Annotated in this window: 20 protein-coding genes; 12 read left to right on the top strand and 8 right to left on the bottom strand. The window is 63.7% G+C overall.

What is annotated here, in order from left to right; all coding sequences use genetic code 11:
* The first annotated feature begins 95 nt into the window (after positions 1 to 95).
* From AC1RDJ_RS07265 to AC1RDJ_RS07215, 11 genes are all read left to right on the top strand, one after another.
* Positions 96 to 1,229 (top strand): FAD-dependent oxidoreductase, encoded by a 1,134-nt coding sequence (locus tag AC1RDJ_RS07265; protein WP_493027073.1) that lies wholly within the window; start codon positions 96 to 98, stop codon positions 1,227 to 1,229.
* Positions 1,230 to 1,303: 74 nt separating this feature from the next.
* A complete protein-coding gene (gene mnmH, locus AC1RDJ_RS07260) occupies positions 1,304 to 2,395 on the top strand; it encodes a tRNA 2-selenouridine(34) synthase MnmH (RefSeq protein ID WP_493027072.1) in 1,092 nt (363 codons plus the stop codon).
* Positions 2,396 to 2,440: 45 nt separating this feature from the next.
* A complete protein-coding gene (gene selD, locus AC1RDJ_RS07255) occupies positions 2,441 to 3,496 on the top strand; it encodes a selenide, water dikinase SelD (protein ID WP_493027071.1) in 1,056 nt (351 codons plus the stop codon).
* 26 nt (positions 3,497 to 3,522) lie between these two features.
* Positions 3,523 to 4,389 (top strand): putative selenate ABC transporter substrate-binding protein, encoded by an 867-nt coding sequence (locus AC1RDJ_RS07250; protein ID WP_071323588.1) that lies wholly within the window; start codon positions 3,523 to 3,525, stop codon positions 4,387 to 4,389.
* Positions 4,390 to 4,515: 126 nt separating this feature from the next.
* Complete coding sequence (locus AC1RDJ_RS07245) at positions 4,516 to 5,328, top strand: phosphonate ABC transporter ATP-binding protein (protein WP_493027070.1); 813 nt, start codon at positions 4,516 to 4,518, stop codon at positions 5,326 to 5,328.
* Positions 5,322 to 6,158 carry a PhnE/PtxC family ABC transporter permease gene (locus AC1RDJ_RS07240; protein WP_071323586.1) on the top strand — a complete coding sequence of 279 codons (837 nt, stop codon included), beginning with the start codon at positions 5,322 to 5,324 and terminating at the stop codon, positions 6,156 to 6,158. Before AC1RDJ_RS07245 ends, AC1RDJ_RS07240 begins: the two co-directional genes overlap by 7 nt.
* The gene (gene phnE / locus AC1RDJ_RS07235; RefSeq protein WP_493027069.1) at positions 6,155 to 6,955 is read left to right on the top strand and encodes a phosphonate ABC transporter, permease protein PhnE; all 801 of its coding nucleotides are present in this window, start codon (positions 6,155 to 6,157) and stop codon (positions 6,953 to 6,955) included. The genes AC1RDJ_RS07240 and phnE overlap by 4 nt, the downstream gene beginning before the upstream one ends.
* Before the next feature lie 28 nt (positions 6,956 to 6,983).
* The gene (locus AC1RDJ_RS07230; protein ID WP_493027068.1) at positions 6,984 to 7,349 is read left to right on the top strand and encodes a hypothetical protein; all 366 of its coding nucleotides are present in this window, start codon (positions 6,984 to 6,986) and stop codon (positions 7,347 to 7,349) included.
* On the top strand, positions 7,346 to 7,861 hold the full coding sequence (locus AC1RDJ_RS07225; protein WP_493027067.1) for a GNAT family N-acetyltransferase: 516 nt from the start codon (positions 7,346 to 7,348) through the stop codon (positions 7,859 to 7,861). The genes AC1RDJ_RS07230 and AC1RDJ_RS07225 overlap by 4 nt, the downstream gene beginning before the upstream one ends.
* A gap of 182 nt (positions 7,862 to 8,043) precedes the next feature.
* Positions 8,044 to 8,538, top strand: coding sequence for a GNAT family N-acetyltransferase (locus AC1RDJ_RS07220; protein ID WP_493027066.1), 495 nt, complete (start codon positions 8,044 to 8,046; stop codon positions 8,536 to 8,538).
* Positions 8,539 to 8,631: 93 nt separating this feature from the next.
* Complete coding sequence (locus tag AC1RDJ_RS07215; protein ID WP_493027065.1) at positions 8,632 to 9,054, top strand: DUF4019 domain-containing protein; 423 nt, start codon at positions 8,632 to 8,634, stop codon at positions 9,052 to 9,054.
* 8 nt (positions 9,055 to 9,062) lie between these two features.
* Here AC1RDJ_RS07215 and AC1RDJ_RS07210 read toward each other — a convergent pair whose 3' ends face one another.
* From AC1RDJ_RS07210 to cyoA, 7 genes are all read right to left on the bottom strand, one after another.
* Positions 9,063 to 9,599, bottom strand: a complete 537-nt coding sequence (locus tag AC1RDJ_RS07210) for a response regulator transcription factor (protein WP_071323582.1) — start codon at positions 9,597 to 9,599, stop codon at positions 9,063 to 9,065.
* Positions 9,589 to 10,938 (bottom strand): ATP-binding protein, encoded by a 1,350-nt coding sequence (locus AC1RDJ_RS07205; RefSeq protein WP_071323581.1) that lies wholly within the window; start codon positions 10,936 to 10,938, stop codon positions 9,589 to 9,591. The genes AC1RDJ_RS07210 and AC1RDJ_RS07205 overlap by 11 nt, the downstream gene beginning before the upstream one ends.
* Positions 10,922 to 11,779, bottom strand: a complete 858-nt coding sequence (locus tag AC1RDJ_RS07200) for an SURF1 family protein (protein ID WP_493027064.1) — start codon at positions 11,777 to 11,779, stop codon at positions 10,922 to 10,924. Before AC1RDJ_RS07200 ends, AC1RDJ_RS07205 begins: the two co-directional genes overlap by 17 nt.
* Entirely contained in the window at positions 11,776 to 12,162 is a 387-nt protein-coding gene (gene cyoD, locus AC1RDJ_RS07195; protein WP_071323579.1) for a cytochrome o ubiquinol oxidase subunit IV, read from the bottom strand. Before cyoD ends, AC1RDJ_RS07200 begins: the two co-directional genes overlap by 4 nt.
* Positions 12,159 to 12,797, bottom strand: a complete 639-nt coding sequence (gene cyoC / locus AC1RDJ_RS07190; protein WP_071323578.1) for a cytochrome o ubiquinol oxidase subunit III — start codon at positions 12,795 to 12,797, stop codon at positions 12,159 to 12,161. The genes cyoD and cyoC overlap by 4 nt, the downstream gene beginning before the upstream one ends.
* Positions 12,790 to 14,793: a cytochrome o ubiquinol oxidase subunit I gene (cyoB, locus tag AC1RDJ_RS07185; protein WP_070253477.1), complete on the bottom strand. Its 2,004-nt coding sequence runs from the start codon at positions 14,791 to 14,793 to the stop codon at positions 12,790 to 12,792. Before cyoB ends, cyoC begins: the two co-directional genes overlap by 8 nt.
* A 92-nt stretch (positions 14,794 to 14,885) precedes the next feature.
* On the bottom strand, positions 14,886 to 15,869 hold the full coding sequence (gene cyoA, locus AC1RDJ_RS07180) for a ubiquinol oxidase subunit II (protein WP_083411786.1): 984 nt from the start codon (positions 15,867 to 15,869) through the stop codon (positions 14,886 to 14,888).
* Positions 15,870 to 16,086: 217 nt separating this feature from the next.
* On the opposite strand from cyoA, the gene AC1RDJ_RS07175 reads away from it, so the two are divergent.
* On the top strand, positions 16,087 to 17,433 hold the full coding sequence (locus tag AC1RDJ_RS07175; protein ID WP_493027063.1) for an MFS transporter: 1,347 nt from the start codon (positions 16,087 to 16,089) through the stop codon (positions 17,431 to 17,433).
* Positions 17,434 to 17,573: 140 nt separating this feature from the next.
* Here the strand turns inward: AC1RDJ_RS07175 and AC1RDJ_RS07170 are convergent, their stop codons facing one another.
* Complete coding sequence (locus tag AC1RDJ_RS07170; RefSeq protein ID WP_493027062.1) at positions 17,574 to 18,026, bottom strand: Hsp20/alpha crystallin family protein; 453 nt, start codon at positions 18,024 to 18,026, stop codon at positions 17,574 to 17,576.
* Between the last annotated feature and the right edge of the window lie 146 nt (positions 18,027 to 18,172).

Raw genomic sequence — 18,172 nt, 5'->3', positions numbered from 1 at the left:
TCTTGACACAGATGATGCGATGCCGCAAAATTCTTGTGGAACACCGTTCCATTCATATGGTTGAACGCTCCCGCCCCTCCCCTTAAGGAATTCCCATGCATCCACACATCACCATCATCGGCGCGGGCCTGGGCGGGCTGATGCTCGCCCGCGTGCTGCATGTCCACGGCATCGCCGCCACCATCCATGAAGCGGATGCGTCGCCGCAGGCGCGCGGCCAGGGCGGCATGCTCGACATTCATGAAGAGAATGGCCAGCGCGCGCTGAGGGCGGCCGGCCTGTATGACGCGTTCCGCGCCATCATCCACGCGGGCGGCGAAGCGAGCCGGGTGCTGGACATGCACGGCACGGTCTTGCTCGACGAGGGCGACGATGGCACGGGCGGGCGTCCGGAAGTGCCGCGCGGCGCGCTGCGCCGCATCCTGCTCGACTCGCTGCCGGCCGGCACCGTGCGCTGGGGCCACAGGCTTGCGGCCGCCACCGCGCTGGGCGGAGGCAGGCACCGGCTGACCTTTGCCGATGGCGCGACGGCAACAACCGATCTGCTGGTGGGCGCGGACGGCGCCTGGTCCCGGGTCCGCCCCCTGCTGTCCGGCGCGCAGCCCGTGTACTCGGGCGTGTCCTTCATTGAAACATATCTGCTCGATAGCGACCGCCAGCACCAGGCCAGCGCGCAAGCCGTGGGCGCCGGCGCCCTGTTTGCCTTGGCGCCCGGCAAGGGCATCCAGGCCCACCGCGAGCCCGATGGCGTGCTGCATACGTATGTGGCCTTGCAGAAACCGGAGGCATGGCTGGCCGGCATCGACTTTGACGATCCCGCGGCCGCCCGCGCCCGCGTCGCCGCGGAATTTGCCGGCTGGGCGCCGGCGCTGACGGCGCTGATCACGGATGGCGAGACGCCGCCCGTGCCCCGTCCCGTGCATACCTTGCCGCCCGACCATGCCTGGCGGCGCGTGCCAGGCGTGACCTTGCTGGGCGACGCGGCCCACCTGATGGCGCCCGCCGGCGAAGGCGCCAACCTCGCCATGCTCGACGGCGCCGAGCTGGCGCAGGCGCTGGCGGCCCATCCCGGCGACGTGGAAGCGGCCCTGCAAGCGTATGAAACGGCGCTGTTTGCGCGCAGCAGCGCGGCGGCGGCGGAGTCCGGGCGCGTCTTCAGCCTGTGTTTTGGCGAGGACGCGCCGCACAGCCTGCTCAATTTCTTTGCGGAGCAGAAAGAACCAGGCTAGGCGGCGCAAACACCGACGGCACGGGCGTTTATCGGGGATAATATGCGTTTCCCCTTGCCAGCGCCCTCGCCACGATGAAATACCCCGCAGTCCTGCCTTTCAGCGATATCCTGCCCCGCCTGACCGAATTCGATGCCATCATCGACGTGCGCAGCCCGTCCGAGTTCGCGGAAGACCACTTGCCGGGCGCGATCAACCTGCCCGTGCTGGACGACGAACAGCGCGTGCGCGTGGGTACCCTGTACAAGCAGACGAGCGCCTTCGAAGCGAAGAAACTGGGCGCAGCGCTGATCGCGCAGAATATCGCGCGGCATATCGAAGACGGCTTCCTCGGCCATCCGCAACAGTGGAAGCCGCTCGTGTATTGCTGGCGCGGCGGCAACCGCAGCGGCGCCATGGTGCATATCCTGGCGCGCATCGGCTGGCCCGTGACCCAGCTCGACGGTGGCTACAAGGAATACCGGCGCCACGTAAACGCCGAGCTGGCCACCCTGCCCGAGCGTTTCGATTTCATCAACGTGCTGTGCGGCCCCACGGGCAGCGGCAAGAGCCGCTTGCTGCAGGTGCTGGACCGCCAGGGCGCGCAAGTGATCGACCTGGAAGACCTGGCCGCCCACCGCGGCTCCGTGCTGGGCGGCTTGCCGGAAGAAGAGCAGCCATCGCAAAAGGCGTTTGAAAGCGCGCTGTGGCAGCAATTGCGCCATTTCGACCCGGCACTCCCCGTGTTCATCGAATCCGAAAGCAAGAAAGTGGGCCGCTTGCGCGTGCCCGACGCGCTGATGGAAAAGATGCGCGCGGCCGCCTGCACCGACGTGCGGCTCGATATCGGCGAGCGCGTGCGCCTGCTGATGGACGATTACGCGCATTTCGTCGGCGACCCGGCGCGCCTGAACGTGCAGCTGGCCCTGTTGACGCAGCTGCATGGCCGCGAGAAAATCGCCCATTGGCAGCAACTGGCGACGGCGGGCCGCATGGCCGAGCTGGTGGAGGAATTGCTGGTCCAGCATTACGACCCCGTGTACCGGCAATCGATCGCGCGCAATTTCAGCCGCTACGCGCAGGCGACGCCGCTGGTCTTGCCCGATATTTCAGAACATGCCTTTGAGCAAGCCGCGCGCGCATTATGTGCTATCGTCGGCGAACAACGTACCGCCAGCGCCGTGTGATGCCTGGCTTGCCATCTAATTACTTATTTCAGCAGGATGAAGACCATGTCCGATAGCGTTCCAAGCCCCATCCGATTGACCGAATTTGCCCATGGCGGCGGCTGCGGCTGCAAAATTGCACCTGGCGTGCTGGCCGACATCCTGAAAGGCAGCGGCGGCTTTCCCCTGCCGAAGGAATTGCTGGTCGGCATAGAAACCTCGGACGACGCGGCCGTCTACCAGCTCAACGACGAGCAGGCGCTGATCGCCACGACGGATTTCTTCATGCCCATCGTCGACGACCCGTTCGACTTCGGCCGCATCGCCGCCACCAACGCCATTTCCGACGTCTACGCCATGGGCGGCACGCCCATCATGGCGCTGGCCCTGGTCGGCATGCCGATCAACAAGCTGCCGGTGGAAACCATCGGCCTGATATTAAAAGGCGGCGAAACCATCTGCGCCCAGGCCGGCATCCCCATCGCCGGCGGCCACACCATCGATTCCGTCGAGCCGATCTACGGCCTCGTCGTGCTGGGCCTCGTGCACCCGTCGCAGGTGAAGCGCAACGCGGGCGCGCGCGCCGGCGACAAGCTGGTGCTGGGCAAGCCGATCGGCGTGGGCATCCTGTCGGCCGCGCTGAAGAAGAATGCGCTCGACGCGGGCGGCTATGCCTCGCTGATCGACAACACCACCAAATTGAATACCCCGGGCAAGAAGCTGGCCCTGCTGGACGGCGTGCATGCGCTGACGGACGTGACGGGCTTCGGCTTGCTCGGCCACTCGCTGGAACTGGCGCGCGGCGCCAACTTGCAGGCGCGCATCGCAATGCGCGACGTGCCGCTGCTGCCGCAAGTGCAGCAACTGGCGGAGAACGGCAACATCACGGGCGCCTCGGGCCGCAACTGGCAAGGTTATGGCGCGCAGGTGCAGCTCGACGATGGCCTCAGCGCCATCGACAAGGCCATCCTGACGGATCCGCAGACGGCCGGTCCCCTGCTGGTGGCATGCGCGCCGGAAGCCGTCGAACAGGTGCTGGCGATTTTCCGTGCCGAAGGCTTTGCCGAGGCAACCGTGATCGGCGAGATGCAGGAAGGCAACACCGGGGTTTCCGTATTTTAATGAATATTTTTTGCAAAGGCAGTCCCATGACCACGTTCTCTAAATTCCCCGCCATCCTGGCCACCGTCGCCGCCACCCTGGCCATCCACAGCGGCCTGGCGCAGGCGCAGCAAGTGCTGCGCGTGTCCGCCATTCCCGACGAAGCGCCGACGGAATTGCAGCGCAAGTTCAAGCCGCTGGGCAGCTACCTGGAGAAAAAGCTGGGCATGAAGGTGGAATTTACGCCCGTGACCGACTACGCGGCATCCGTGGAAGGCTTGATCAATAACAAGCTCGACATGGTCTGGTTCGGCGGCTTCACCTTCGTGCAGGCGAACGTGCGCAGCGGCGGCAAGATCGTGCCGCTGGTGCAGCGCGAGGAAGACACGAAGTTCCGCTCCGTGTTCGTGACCACCAGCAAGGACATCAACCAGTTGTCCGACCTGAAGGGCAAGAATTTCACGTTCGGCTCGGAATCGTCGACGTCCGGTCATTTGATGCCGCGCTACTACTTGCTGGCCGCCAAGATCAACCCGGATACGGACATGAAGCGCATCGCGTTCTCGGGCGCGCATGACGCCACCGTGGCGGCCGTGGCCGGCGGCAAGGTCGATGCGGGCACCCTGAACATCTCCGTGTGGGAAAAGCTGGTGGAAGCGAAAAAGGTCGATCCGGCCAAGGTGCGCGTGTTCTACACGACGCCCGGCTACTACGACTACAACTGGAGCGTGCGCGCCGACATGAATCCCGTCGTGCGCAAGAAGCTGACGGACGCCTTCCTGGCGCTGGACCCGTCCACGCCTGAAGGCAAGGAAATCCTCGAACTGCAGCGCGCCACCCGGTTTATCCCGACCAAGGCCGAGAACTACAAGGATATCGAAGCGGCCGCGCGCGATGCGAAGCTGTTGAAGTAACTGCTGAAACCTGTCGGATCACGTCCTGCGGACTGATCCGACCTGCGCTGCTATTGCATGGCGCAGGTCGGATTAGCGGCCCAGCCACGAAATCCGACACCGCCCCTCCCCAAGACCGAACATCGCATGACATTCCAACTTCACAAGGTCAGCGTCCACCACGCGGGCGCCGCCGGCAATGCGCTGGCCCTGCGCGAGCTTAGCCTGGACGTGGCGCCGGGTGAACAGATCGCCCTGATCGGCCCTTCCGGCGCCGGCAAGACCAGCCTGCTGCACACGCTGGCCTGCGCGCTGCGTCCCGCAGCGGGTACCTTGAATATACTTGGCAGCGCGCCGTGGGACATCGGCAGCGCGCAGCGCCACGCCCTGCGCGCGCGCCTGTTCCTGGCGCCGCAGACGCCGCCGCTGCCGCCGCGCCAGCGCGTCGTCAACGCCGTGCTGGCCGGCCGGCTGCCGCAATGGAGCTTGTGGACGGCCATCCGTTCGCTGCTGGCGCCCGTCGACCCACGCGCCGCCTGGGTGGCCCTGGGCAAATTCAACCTGCAGGACAAGCTGTATGCGCGCGTCGACCGCCTGTCCGGCGGCGAACGCCAGCGCTGCGGCATGGCCCGCGCGCTCGTCTCGAATGCCGAGGTCTTCCTCGTCGACGAGCCGCTGTCCGCGCTCGACCCCACGCTGGCCCAGCAAACGATCGCCGTGCTGCAGGCGGAAGCGCAAGCGCGTCATGCCACGCTGATCTGCAGCCTGCACCAGGTGGAAATCGCGCGCGCCTGCTTCCCGCGCATCATCGCCTTGCGCGACGGCAAGGTGGTGTTCGATGCGGCCAGCGCCGACGTCAGCGACGCCATGATCGAAGCGCTGTACCGCAACCAGGCCGACCCCGCGCCCGCATTCGAGGCCGTGGAAGCGCGGCTGGACGCCGCGAGGCCCCTTTGCTGAAGGCCGCCGACGCCGCCCTGCCGCGCGACCCCGCCTGGCGCGGCCGCCTGAGCGCCGCCGCCATCGTGCTGCTCGTGCTGTGGCCGATGCTGGTGCAGGCCGAGTTCAAGCCGTGGATCCTGTTCGACGCGCAAAGCCTGGAAGCGACGTGGAATTTCATCGCCAGCTTCGTGCCGCCCGCGCACTCGCTGGAATTCCTGCGCCTGGTGGCTGTGTCCAGCTGGGAAACCATCGCCATGGCGACGGCCGGCATGGCGCTGGCCATGCTGGGCGCCATCCCCTTGACCTTATTGGTGACGGAACGGCTGTCGATCTCGCGCATCGGTTCCGGCCACGTGTCGCCGCCGGCCGCCGCCCTGCGCCACGGCGTGCGCGCCGTGCTGGTGCTGCTGCGCAGCGTGCCGGAACTGGTGTGGGCGTTGCTATTGGTGCGCATCGTCGGCCTGGGGCCGACGGCGGGCGTGATCGCCATCGCCCTCACCTATTGCGGCATGCTGGGCAAGGTCTACGCGGAAATCCTCGAATCGTCGGATGCCGCCGCCTGCAACGCCCTGCTGCACAACGGCAGCGGCCGCCTCAAGGCCCTGCTGTACGGCGCCCTGCCCGAATCGGCCGCCGAACTCGTGTCGTATACGATTTACCGCTGGGAATGCGCGATCCGCGGTTCCGTCGTCATGGGCTTCGTCGGCGCCGGCGGCCTGGGCCAGCGCATGGATGAATCGATGAAGATGATGGCAGGCAATGAACTGGCCACCATGCTGATGGTATTCGTATTGCTGGTGGCGGGCGCCGACGCCGTCTCCGCCATGCTGCGCCGGAGGCTGGCATGAAGAACGACACGTCCATGCTGCCTGTTTCCACCCCCGTACGCTGGTCGACCTGGGCCTTGCTGGCCGGCTTGTTGCTGCTCGTCATCGCCAGCTTTGCCACCCTGCCCCTGAAATGGGGCGAGTTCTTCAGCCAGGACGCGCTGCGCACGACGGCCGACTTCCTGCACGGCTTCGCCCCGCCCGAGCTGGCCGGCGCCTTCCTCGTGAAGGTGGGCGTGGCCACGTTCGAAACCCTGGCCATGTCGGCCATCGGCACGGTGATTGCCGCCGTGCTCGGTGCACTGCTGGCCCTGCCTGCCAGCGGCCGCTTCGGCAATGTGGCGCGCAACGCGACACGGGGTGTCCTGAATGTGCTGCGCTCGATCCCCGAACTCGTGTGGGCCTCGATCCTGCTGATCGCCGCCGGCCTGGGCCCGTTCGCCGGCACCCTGGCGCTGGCCCTGCACACGGTGGGCGTGCTGGGACGTCTGTTTGCCGACGCCTTCGAGAATTGCCCGCCGCTGCCGGCCGCCACCCTGCGCATCAACGGGGCGCGCCCGGCCGTGGCCTTCCTGTACGCCACCTTGCCGCAGTGCGGGCCGCAGATGATGTCCTACACCCTGTATCGCTGGGAAAACAATATCCGCGCCGCCGCCATCCTCGGCGTCGTCGGCGCGGGCGGCCTGGGGCAGATGCTGAAATACCATCTGTCGCTGTTCCAGATGCAGAGCGCCGCCACCGTCATCATCGCCATGCTGCTGATGGTGGCGGCCGTTGATGGCCTCAGCTATGTGCTGCGCCGGGCCATGACGCGCTGAAGCACTTACTTATTACAGGGAATCATTTATGTCAGGCTGGTGGACCATCATTTCGACAGACACGCCGCAACGCATGGCCGATATGACGAAAGTCAACAAGGAAGCGTTCCTGGCCACGTGGGAAGCGGGCCTGTTCGGCGCCGACTGGATCGCGCAACTGTGTGCACAAGGCAAGGCGACCCAGCTGTCGTCGAACGGCTTTCCCAACCGCTACACGGCGATGGCGGGCGACATCCTGCCCCTGCTGGAAAACGGCATCGCCGTCGCGCAGGATGGCGTTTTTCCCCACGACCAGCCCACGGGCTGGCCCGGCTGCATCACCGTGCACGGGGACCGCATCGCCGCCTGCGCGCCAGGCCAGCTCCTGACCATTGAAGTGTGGGACCAGTCATGAGGAACAGTACATTGATCATACGCAAGGAAACCGCGGCCGACATCGGGGCCATCGACCAGCTGACGCGCGACGCCTTCCTGCACGCCGCGCACACGGACCACACGGAACAGTTCATCGTGAAAGGCTTGCGCGACGCGGGCGCCCTGAGCGTCTCGCTGGTGGCCGAACTGGACGGAGAACTGATCGGCCACGCGGCCGCCTCGCCCGTCGCCATCAGCGACGGCGCGCCGCACTGGTTTGGCCTGGGGCCCGTTTCAGTGGCCCCCAGCCATCAGCAGCAAGGCGTGGGCAGCGAGCTCATCAAGCAGTTGCTGGACGACTTGCGCCAGCGGGGCGCGGCGGGCTGCGTGGTGCTGGGCGAGCCTGCCTACTACGGGCGCTTCGGCTTCCAGGCACACGGCGCGCTGGTGTTGCCGGGCGTGCCGGCCGAATATTTCCAGGCGCTGGCTTTCGATTCGGCGCTGCCATCGGGGAATGTCGCCTATCATCCGGCCTTCGATGCCAGGAGCTGAGCAGGCCAAACAGACCATGAAACCCCGTCACGACAAGGTACCACAGCAAATAGAGCACCTCGCCTGGTTCAGCCAGCACCTGGGCGGGCGCCTAGCGTGCGGAAATGCTCGAACACGGCAGCGATGCTGTTAATATTGGCAAATAGTCCACGGCAACATCACACCACAAGGAATCCCCTGGTTTGACCACCATCCACATCCGCCCCACCACCCCGGCCGACTGGCCCGCCCTGAAAACCACGCGCCTCGCTTCGCTGCTCGACGCGCCGACCGCCTTTGGCGTCAGCCATGCCAGCGCGGCCGCCTATGCCGACGCGGACTGGCGGCAGCGCGCCGTCAGCACGGCGCAGCGGACGTTTTTCCTCGCCTTTGACGGCGAACACGCCATCGGCATCGCCGCGCAAGTGGTCGCCGGCAATGGCGAGTGCAACCTGATCGCCATGTGGGTGCAGCGAGAATACCGCGGCATGGCCGTGGCGCAGGGCCTGGTCGATGCCGTGAAACGGCAGGCCGTGGCCACTGGCCATGCGCGCCTGGTGCTCGACGTGGCGCCGGAAAATGTGCGCGCGGCGGCGTTTTACCAGAAGCAGGGTTTTGTCTTCCTGCCGGAATGGGAAGCGCTGGAGAGCCACCCGCATATCCAGGTGCAGAAGATGGCGTGGCTGGCGCCGGCCTGATGTTGCGCGCCCGCACCGCCCCTTAGAAAACGCTATGCCGGGCCCGGCTTTGGCGCTAATCTTGGTGCCTGTTCAATCTCTTGCGGAACCACCATGAAACTCATCACATCGATGTTCGTCGCCGCCGCCCTGTTTGGCGCCCAGCCCGCCATGGCGCAGGAATCCTCGGAAGTGGCGGCCGCCAAGGTCGCCGCGAACAGCTGGCTCAAGCGCATGGATGCGGGCGACGATGCGGGCACGTGGGACAGCAGCGCGGCCTCGCTGCGCAGCGAAATGTCGAAGTCGGGCTGGAAGATGCTGATCACGGCCGTGCACTGGCCGCTGGGCGAGTTCAAGTCGCGCAAGCTGAAGTCGGCCGCCCTGCAAAAGGCGCCGGCCGGCAAGCCGGGCCCGGACAAGGTCGTCATCGACTACGTGAGCCAGTATGAAAACAAGGCCGACGTGCGCGAAACCATCACGACCGTGCTGGAAAAAGATGCCAGTTGGAAAGTGTCGGGCTATAACATCAACGGCTAAACGCCTGCCTATTTGACGCGCTGCTTCTCCAGCTTGCGCGCCAGGGTCCTTCGGTGCATGCCCAGGCGACGTGCCGTTTCCGAGATATTGAAATCCGTCTCGGCCAGCATTTCATGGATGCGTTCCCATTCCAGGGTCTTGATGTTGGTGGCGCGGCTCGTCAGTTCGATGTCGGCGTTGCCGGCCACGTGGCCGAAGGCCGCTTCGATATCGTCCGTGTTCGACGGTTTCGCCAGGTACTGGCAGGCGCCCAGCTTGATCGCTTCGACGGCCGTGCCGATGCTGGCGTAGCCCGTCAGCACGACGATCAGCATGTCCGGATCGTGCTGGTGCAGCATCTGCACGCAGGCCAGGCCCGAGGTATTGCCATTCAACTTCAAATCGACGACGGCGTAATCGGGGCAATGCTGCTCGAGCAAGGCGCTCGCCTCATCGAAATTGGTGGCCAGGATGACCTGGTAGCCGCGCCGCTCGAACGAGCGGCCCAGGGTGCGGGCAAACGCGGCGTCGTCTTCCACGATCAGTAACAGACGGTCATCCTGCATGGTGGTCACTTTCTCTTTCCAGTTTGATGGCCGCCAGCGGCAAGGCCAGGTGCACCACCGCCCCGCCCTGCACGCGGTTGCGCGCCGTCACCGTGCCGCCCAAAGTCCGCGCAACGTTGACCACCAGGAACAGGCCGAGGCCGCCGCCGGGCTTGCCCTTGCTGCTTTGATACGGTTTGCCCAGGTGCGTCAGCATCGACGGCTCGAAGCCGGGGCCCGCATCGGTGATCACCAGGTGCAAGGCGTCCGCTTCGCGCGTCGCTTCGAAGCGCAGCCAGTCGGGCGACGCTTCCAGCGCATTGTCGAGCACATTGCAGATGGTTTGTTTCAGGGTCGAATCGAAGACGACGGGCACGTCGTGCTCGATGCGGTTATCGTACTCGAAATCGTGGATGGGCCGGCTCGTGCGCCATTCTTCCACGAGGTCGTTGAGGAAGGTGTTGATCGTCGTCTTCACGGACGATTCGCCGCGCGCCTCGCCTGCCGACAACAGGATGCCGCTGACGATGCTCTTGCAGCGCTGCAACTGCGCTTGCATTTCCGTGATTTCTTCCAGCAATTCGCCGTTCTTGCTCAATTCCGGCATGCGGCGCCAGTCGCCCAGGATGACGGACAGGGTCGCCAGCGGCGTGCCCAGCTCGTGCGCGGCGCCCGATGCCAGCAAGCCCATGCGGATGATGTGCTCTTCTTCCGCCGCGCGCTGGCGCAAGTCCGCCACCTTGGCGTCGCCGGCGCGCTGGTTGCGGTTGATGCGCGTGATGAACACCACCAGCAAGGCGGCGTTGAGGATGAAACAGATCAGCAAGCCCTGCACGTAGAGGCTGGAAAAGCCCCGCTCGGGGTCGATCGGCAGGATCAGGGGGCCGGGCAGCAAGGCCAGGCCGGCCAGGCACAGGCTGGTGATGGCCACCATGATCCAGGTCGACCACACTTCCAGCAGCACGGCGCTGAGGATGACTTGCAGCAGATACAGGAAGGCGAACGGGTTGCTGATGCCGCCGCTCAGGTAGAGCTGGGCCGTCAGCACGGTGACGTCGACCAGCAAGGCGAGGAACAGCGCCGTGTTCGAGACGGGCTGGCGTTCGTGCCAGCGCAAGAGGCTGGCCAGGTTGAAGGCGATGAGGCAGGACAGCACTTCGAGCATGTAGGGCACGGGCAAGGCGATGCCCAGTCCCACGCCGACGCCGAAGATCGTGCTGATCTGGCCGATCACGGCCAGCCAGCGCAGCTGGATCAGCAGCTTCATGTTCTGGTGGCCGGCCGGATGTTCCATCTCGGCCGCTACCGCACCGCGCTCCAGCACTTCGCGGTTGGGCAGGATCTCAATCCTGCCCGGCATGGTCGCTTTCTTGCGATTGATCAGGGTGTTGTTGCGACAAGCCCGCCTTGCGCGCGCGGCGGCGCTTGTCTTCGCGCACGATCCACCACGTGATGCCCGCCACCATCAAGGCCAGCGCGAACCAGGTCAAGGCGTACACGAGGTGGTTGTTGTGGAAGGAAATCACGGTCAGGCCGCCGACGGGCGCGTCCGCGGCCGTTTCCGACTTTGCCTTCGCATCGACGAAGTATGGCGCCACGTTGCTCAGCATGTGCGAGGCGCCGATGGCGGCTACGTCGCGCGAATACCAGTGCTGCGTGGCAGGACTGTTTTCGCGCAAGAAACCGCCGCCCGTCTCGCTGATGCGCAGCAAGCCATCGACGTGGACGATGCCGGCCGGCGTGCTGGCGCCGATGCCTTCGCGCCTGGGCACGAAGCCGCGGTTGACCAGCACGGTGCTGCCATCGGCCAGGCGCAAGGGCGTCACCAGCCAATAGCCGCTGCCCAGTGCCGTCGTTGCCTGCACCAGGGTATTGAAAATGGGAAGATAAGTACCGGAGAGTCGCACATGGCGGTATTCATCCGTTTGCTGCGTGACCTTGGCCCAGGCTGCGGGTCCAGGTGCGTCCGTTGCGGGCGCATGTACGCGTTGTTCGACGCGCTCGATCAGGTCAAGCTTCCAGAACAGGCGCTTGACTTGCCAGGTGCCCAGGGCACAGAAACCGGCAAAAACGATCCCCGCCAGCAAGGCCAGTGCAATTTTTGAATAATGCACAGCCATGCCACGTGGGCCTGGCGCGGCATCTTGCGATGCGGCGCCAGGGGCGCGCCCGGTGCTGCTTGGGCGCGTTTGACTCATCATGGAGCCGTTTTCGTATGCATGTACTCAGGCATCAGATCCGGCATCATGTTGTGGTTCATGTGGTACATGACCCACAGCGAACCGGCCATGGCAATACCCACGATCATGATGGTGAAGATCAGCGCCATCATGTTCCAGCCGCCTTCGGACTTGGTGTTCATGTGCAGGAAGTACACCATGTGCACCACCACTTGAACAGCCGCGAACGCCAGCAGGACCAGGCCCATGGTGCCCGAGTTGGTGATGGCTTTCGTCATCACCAGCCAGAAAGGAATGGCCGTCAGGATCACCGACAGGATGAAGCCGATGGCATAGCTTTTCAGGCTGCCATGATCGTGATGGTCATGGTGGTGGCTATCGCCGTGTGTGTGGTGGTCGCTCATGGCAGCACTCCCATCAGGTAGACAAAGGTGAAGACGCCGATCCAGATGACGTCCAGGAAGTGCCAGAACAGCGACAGGCACATCATGCGACGGCCGTTTTCCGGCGTCAGGCCATGCTTGTTCAACTGGAACATCAAGGTCACGAGCCAGATCACGCCGAACGTCACGTGCAAGCCGTGGGTACCGACCAGGGCGAAGAACGAGGACAGGAACGCGCTGCGCTGCGGACCGGCGCCTTCGTGGATCAGATGCATGAATTCATACATTTCCAGCGACAGGAAGGCCAGGCCGAACAGGCCCGTGATGCCCAGCCAGACCAGGGTGCTGCGCAAATTCTTGCGCTGCATGGCCAGCATGGCGAAGCCGTAGGTGATCGACGACAGCAGCAGCATGGCCGTGTTGACGGCCACCAGCGGCAGGTCGAACAGCGCGGCGCCCGTCGGGCCGTCCGCGTAGCTGCGGCCGACCACGGCGTACGTGGCGAACAGACAGGCGAAGATCAGGCAATCGCTCATCAGGTAAAGCCAGAAACCCAGCAGGCTGCCGTTTTCCGGGTGGTGCTCGCGCACAAAGTAGCTGCGCGTGCTTGGTGCGGCGCCAGCGGCGCCGGTGTTATGGGCGATGGTATCAGACATGGCTGCTCAGCAATTTAGTATAAGCGTCTTCGGTACGGACCACTTCTTCCGCAGGAATGTAGTAATCGCGCTTGTAGTTAAAGGTATGGACAATGATGGTGACCATCATGATCACGAAGCCGATGCTGGCGACGAGCCACATTTGCCAGATCAGGCCAAAACCAACCAGTGCGCTCAACGCGGCGATCACGAAACCAGCCCAGGTGTTCTTCGGCATGTGGATCTTCGTGAAACCGGACGTCGGACGCTGGTAACCGTGTTTCTTCATGTCGGTCCATGCATCGAGTTCGTGCACTTGTGGCGTGAAGGCGAAATTATAGTCTGGCGGTGGCGACGACGTCGACCATTCCAGCGTACGGCCGCCCCATGGGTCGCCGGTCACGTCGCGCAGGGCGTGACGGTTGCGGTAGCTGACATAGAACTGGATCAGCATGGAAGCGATGCCCAGCGCGATCGAGACGGCGCCGAACCAGGCGATGATGGTCCAGATTTGCAGCGATGGATCTTCAAAGTGGTTGACGCGACGGGTCACGCCCATCAGGCCCAGCACGTACAGCGGCATGAAGGCCAGGTAGAAGCCGACGAACCAGAACCAGAACGAGCACTTGCCCCAGAACGCATCGAGCTTGTAGCCGAAGGCTTTCGGGTACCAGTAGTTGATCGCAGCGAAGACGCCGAAGACCACGCCGCCGATAATCACGTTATGGAAGTGGGCAATCAGGAACAGGCTGTTATGCAGCACGAAGTCGGCTGGTGGTACGGCCAGCAGCACGCCGGTCATGCCGCCGATGGTGAAGGTGACCATGAAGCCAATCGTCCACAGCATGGGCAGTTCGAAACGGATACGGCCGCGGTACATGGTAAACAGCCAGTTGAAGATCTTCGCGCCCGTCGGGATCGAAATGATCATCGTCGTGATGCCGAAGAAGGAGTTGACGCTGGCGCCTGAACCCATGGTGAAGAAGTGATGCAGCCAGACCAGGTAGGACAGGATCATGATGACGCAGGTGGCGTACACCATCGAGGCGTAGCCGAACAGGCGCTTGCTGCTGAACGTGGCGACCACTTCCGAGAACACGCCGAACAGCGGCAGGATCAGGATGTAGACTTCCGGGTGACCCCAGATCCAGATCAGGTTGACGTACATCATGGCGTTGCCGCCCAGTTCCGTCGTGAAGAAGTTAAAGCCGGCAACGCGGTCCAGCGACAGCATGGCCAACACGGCCGTCAGCACCGGGAAGGCGGCGACGATCAGGATGTTGGTGCACAGTGCGGTCCAGGTGAAGACGGGCATTTTCATCCAGGTCATGCCGGGCGCGCGCATCTTGACGATGGTGGCGATCAGGTTGACACCGGACAATAGCGTCCCGACCCCGGCAATCTGCAGGGACCAGATGTAATAGTCTACCCCCACGTCCGGACTGCCGACGATGCCCGACAGCGGTGGATACGCCAGCCAGCCCGTACGGGCGAATTCGCCGACGAACAGCGAAGCCATGACCAGGGCGGCGCCCATGGTGGTCATCCAGAAGCTGAAGTTGTTAAGGAAAGGGAAAGCCACGTCGCGCGCGCCGATTTGCAGCGGCACCACGTAGTTCATCAGACCCGTCACGAAAGGCATCGCGACGAAGAAGATCATGATCACGCCGTGGGCGGTGAAGATCTGGTCGTAGTGATGCGGTGGCAGGAAGCCGGCATTGTCGCCAAAGGCGACGGCCTGCTGGGTACGCATCATGAGCGCGTCGGCAAAGCCGCGCAGCAGCATGACGAGGCCCAGAATCATATACATGATACCGATTTTTTTATGGTCGATACTGGTGATCCAGTCGCGCCACAGGGTACCCCAGACGCGGAAATACGTCAGTGCCGCAACGAGTGCGATACCGCCCAGGGCAACCATGGCAAAGGTCACCAGCAGGATAGGTTCGTGAAATGGAATTGCATCCCAAGTCAGACGGCCGAATATAAGCTTCGTCAGATCAATATGGTCTAGCATTGTTACTCTCAGAGAAAAAAGGGAGGCGCCAGGCAAGCGGCGCCAGTATCTGCAGCGCTAAGTACTTATGCGCTGCGGGATTCATGCAGTCGTTACTTGGCTTGAACGCCCTTTTCAACCACTGCATCGCTAGCGACTACTGCCGTTACGGCCGCTACCGGGCTATTTGCCACCGCCAGTTTGTATGGCTCGACCGGCGTCACGCACAGGGCGTCGGAAACGATGGTGCGGTTCAAAATTGCCTTGTACAGATCGCTAGGTACCGCGCTGTAGCGGCGCACGGGATCGCGCTCGCTCGGCTGGGCCAGCGTCAGGTAGTCGTCGCGGTTCAGCGCGCCGCCACCGGCACGTGCCGATTCCACCCATTTGTCGAAGTCCGCATCGTTCACGCCATGGAACTTGAAGCGCATGCCCGAGAAACCGGCACCGCTGTAGTTGGCGGAAAAGCCTTTATACACGCCTGGCTTGTTGATGACGGCATTCAACTGGGTTTCCATGCCCGGCATGGCGTAGATCTGACCTGCCAGTGCGGGGATGAAGAACGAGTTCATGACGGACGAGGCGGTGATCTTGAAGCGGATCGGGCGGTCGACGGGCGCATACAGTTCATTGACCGAAGCGATGCCTTGCTCAGGGTAGATGAACAGCCATTTCCAGTCCAGCGCCACGACTTCGACGATCATCGGCTTGTGGCTGGCAGGAATCGGACGGTTGGCGTCGATACGGCTCAGCGGACGATAAGGATCGAGGGTGTGGGTGCTGATCCAGGTCAGCAGGCCCAGCACGATGATGATCAGCAGGGGCGCGCCCCAGATGATCAGCTCGAGGCGAGTCGAGTGGTCCCAGTCCGGCTCGTATTTGGCCGCGGTGTTGTTTTTTCTATAGCGCCATGCGAAAAGCAGGGTCAGGGCGATTACCGGAACGATAATCAACAGCATCAGCAATGTCGAGATGACAATCAGATTGCCTTGCTGAACTGCGATGTCTCCGGACGGATTCAGTACCACCGTATTGCAACCAGCCAACAATGCGAGGGGTAAAAGAAGCAGTCCGCGACGAACTTTTAATGAAAACATACAGGAAAGTCCAGTACAGGGGATGAAGATATGGTACTGTATTCTCACTGGAGCGCGTTGGCAATTGGACGTTTTGTCCTACCCCTTGCTCGGACTTTCACTGTGTACGTACGGAGTTTTCCTACGACTACCTGATGGATAGTCCTACTCCGGGCGTGAGACACCCGGGGTATGTTACGCGTTGGCCGAACTCGAAACTATATTGGAGACGATCATCATGTCCAGCACGCGCATACACAGCGGGGATGTACCCGCTGACTTTTCCCCCCATTCCCTGCGCGACGCACGCGGGGCCGGCACGGTCGAATCGCATATCGACCCCGGTGAGATCGCCGTCGGCGTGATCATCGGCCGCGCTTCCGAGTATTTTGACTTCTTTGTCTACGCCATCGCCTCGGTGCTGGTGTTTCCGCGCGTCTTCTTCCCCTTCGAAGAGCGCCTGGAAGGCACCTTGTATGCGTTCCTGATCTTCTCGTTCGCCTTTATCGCCCGTCCGTTCGGCACCGTGATCTTCATGGAAATCCAGCGCCGCATGGGGCGCAGCGCCAAGCTGACGTTCGCCCTCTTCCTGCTGGGCGTGTCGACGGCCGGCATCGCTTTCCTGCCCACCTATTCGCACCTGGGCTTTGCCGCCATCATCTGGCTGTCCGTGCTGCGCATCGGCCAGGGCGTGGCGCTGGGCGGCTCGTGGGATGGCCTGCCGTCGCTGCTGGCCCTGAACGCGCCTGAAAACAAGCGCGGCTGGTACGCCATGCTGGGCCAGCTGGGCGCCCCCGTCGGCTTCCTGATCGCCGCCGGCCTGTTCTGGTTCATGCTGACCACGCTGACGGATGAAGATTTCCTCGACTGGGGCTGGCGCTATCCCTTCTATGTGGCATTCGCCATCAACGTGGTGGCCCTGTTTGCCCGGTTGCGCCTGGTATCGACGAATGAATATGCGCGCCTGCTCGACGAACGCGAACTGCAGCCTGTGAGCGTGTTTGAAATGAGCCGCGGCCAGGGCCGCAACGTGCTGATCGGCGCCCTCGCCGCGCTGGCCAGCTACGCGCTGTTCCACCTGGTCACCGTGTTCCCGCTGTCGTGGATTTCCGTCTACCAGACCCGTTCCGCGCCGGATTTCCTGCAAATCCAGATGCTGGGCGCCGTGCTGGCCGCCGTCGGCGTGGTGATTTCCGGCTTGCTGGCCGATAAAGTGGGCCGCCGCACCACCCTGGGTGTGCTGGCCGTGCTGATCGCCATCTTCAGCGCCTTCGTGCCGATCCTGATGGGCGGCGGCAATACGGGCCAGGACGTGTTCATCCTCGTCGGCTTCAGCCTGCTGGGCCTGTCCTACGGCCAGGCGGCCGGCGCCGTGACGGCCAACTTCCCTGCCCGCTTCCGCTACACGGGCGCGGCCCTGACGTCCGACCTGGCCTGGCTGGTCGGTGCCGGCTTCGCCCCGCTGGTGGCGCTGGGCCTGTCGGCCAACTTCGGCCTCGCCTATGTCAGCTTCTACCTGCTGTCGGGCGCCGTCGCCTCGCTGGCCGCGCTGAGCCTGAACCGGGCGCTGGAAATCCGCGACTGACATATATATATAGACAGGCGTGCGCTTGCCGCATGCCGCCATGTACGCCATGCGCCGGATTCGTCCGGCGCATTTTTTTGTCGCCGGCCCTGCGCGCCGGCCGCGCCGGAACCGGCGCCATGCCCCGCTGCTGGCGCCGGCTACTGTATCGCCAGCTGCCTGCCGCCCGTACCCGCCTTTTTCGGCAAGTCCAGCAACAACACGCCATTTTCATAGCGGGCCTGGGCGCCAGCTTCCTCCACTTCATGCGGCAACACGAAGCTGCGGTATTGCTGACCATATTCACGCTCGCTGCGCACGACCTTGCCGCCGCCGTCGCGCAGTTCGTGTTCATTCTTCAGTTCGGCGGCGATGGATACCCGGTTGCCGTCGATCGACACCTTGATGTCATCCTTGCTGACGCCCGGTATGTCGGCCTGCACCAGGTAAGCTTGTTCGGTTTCGGAAATATCGACGCGGATGCGCGGCGCGCCGCCTTCGCGCAGGCGCAGGGCCGGCGTGAAGAAATCGCGCATCAGCTCTTCCATGTCGCTGAAGGGGTCGAAGCGCGCCAGCGGGTTGAGCGGATCGCGGTGGATCAGATGATTGGCCATGATGTCCTCCTGCATGGGCAATGGCATTGCACACGGTGGCCAGCCGCGCGGCAAGCTGCCAGCCGCACGGACGCCACCACCATCTGCATACTAGGACGCAAACCGGCGCACTCTTTGCGTTATATCAAACGTGCAAGCATTGACTT

Source organism: Janthinobacterium sp. GW822-FHT07H10 (assembly GCF_058798675.1).
This window is presented reverse-complemented; position numbering and strand designations above follow the sequence as displayed.

Bases quoted from the DNA above. Each gene is read 5' to 3' on its own strand.
- mnmH (WP_493027072.1), top strand. From the start codon at position 1,304: ATGAAATACCCCGCAGTCCTGCCTTTCAGCGATATCCTGCCCCGCCTG.
- AC1RDJ_RS07230 (WP_493027068.1), top strand. From the start codon at position 6,984: ATGTCAGGCTGGTGGACCATCATTTCGACAGACACGCCGCAACGCATG.
- cyoB (WP_070253477.1), bottom strand. From the start codon at position 14,793: ATGCTAGACCATATTGATCTGACGAAGCTTATATTCGGCCGTCTGACT.
- cyoC (WP_071323578.1), bottom strand. From the start codon at position 12,797: ATGTCTGATACCATCGCCCATAACACCGGCGCCGCTGGCGCCGCACCA.
- AC1RDJ_RS07245 (WP_493027070.1), top strand. From the start codon at position 4,516: ATGACATTCCAACTTCACAAGGTCAGCGTCCACCACGCGGGCGCCGCC.
- cyoA (WP_083411786.1), bottom strand. From the start codon at position 15,869: ATGTTTTCATTAAAAGTTCGTCGCGGACTGCTTCTTTTACCCCTCGCA.
- AC1RDJ_RS07210 (WP_071323582.1), bottom strand. From the start codon at position 9,599: ATGCAGGATGACCGTCTGTTACTGATCGTGGAAGACGACGCCGCGTTT.
- phnE (WP_493027069.1), top strand. From the start codon at position 6,155: ATGAAGAACGACACGTCCATGCTGCCTGTTTCCACCCCCGTACGCTGG.
- AC1RDJ_RS07225 (WP_493027067.1), top strand. From the start codon at position 7,346: ATGAGGAACAGTACATTGATCATACGCAAGGAAACCGCGGCCGACATC.
- AC1RDJ_RS07215 (WP_493027065.1), top strand. From the start codon at position 8,632: ATGAAACTCATCACATCGATGTTCGTCGCCGCCGCCCTGTTTGGCGCC.
- AC1RDJ_RS07265 (WP_493027073.1), top strand. From the start codon at position 96: ATGCATCCACACATCACCATCATCGGCGCGGGCCTGGGCGGGCTGATG.
- selD (WP_493027071.1), top strand. From the start codon at position 2,441: ATGTCCGATAGCGTTCCAAGCCCCATCCGATTGACCGAATTTGCCCAT.
- AC1RDJ_RS07175 (WP_493027063.1), top strand. From the start codon at position 16,087: ATGTCCAGCACGCGCATACACAGCGGGGATGTACCCGCTGACTTTTCC.
- AC1RDJ_RS07170 (WP_493027062.1), bottom strand. From the start codon at position 18,026: ATGGCCAATCATCTGATCCACCGCGATCCGCTCAACCCGCTGGCGCGC.
- AC1RDJ_RS07200 (WP_493027064.1), bottom strand. From the start codon at position 11,779: ATGATGAGTCAAACGCGCCCAAGCAGCACCGGGCGCGCCCCTGGCGCC.
- AC1RDJ_RS07250 (WP_071323588.1), top strand. From the start codon at position 3,523: ATGACCACGTTCTCTAAATTCCCCGCCATCCTGGCCACCGTCGCCGCC.
- AC1RDJ_RS07205 (WP_071323581.1), bottom strand. From the start codon at position 10,938: ATGCCGGGCAGGATTGAGATCCTGCCCAACCGCGAAGTGCTGGAGCGC.
- cyoD (WP_071323579.1), bottom strand. From the start codon at position 12,162: ATGAGCGACCACCACACACACGGCGATAGCCACCACCATGACCATCAC.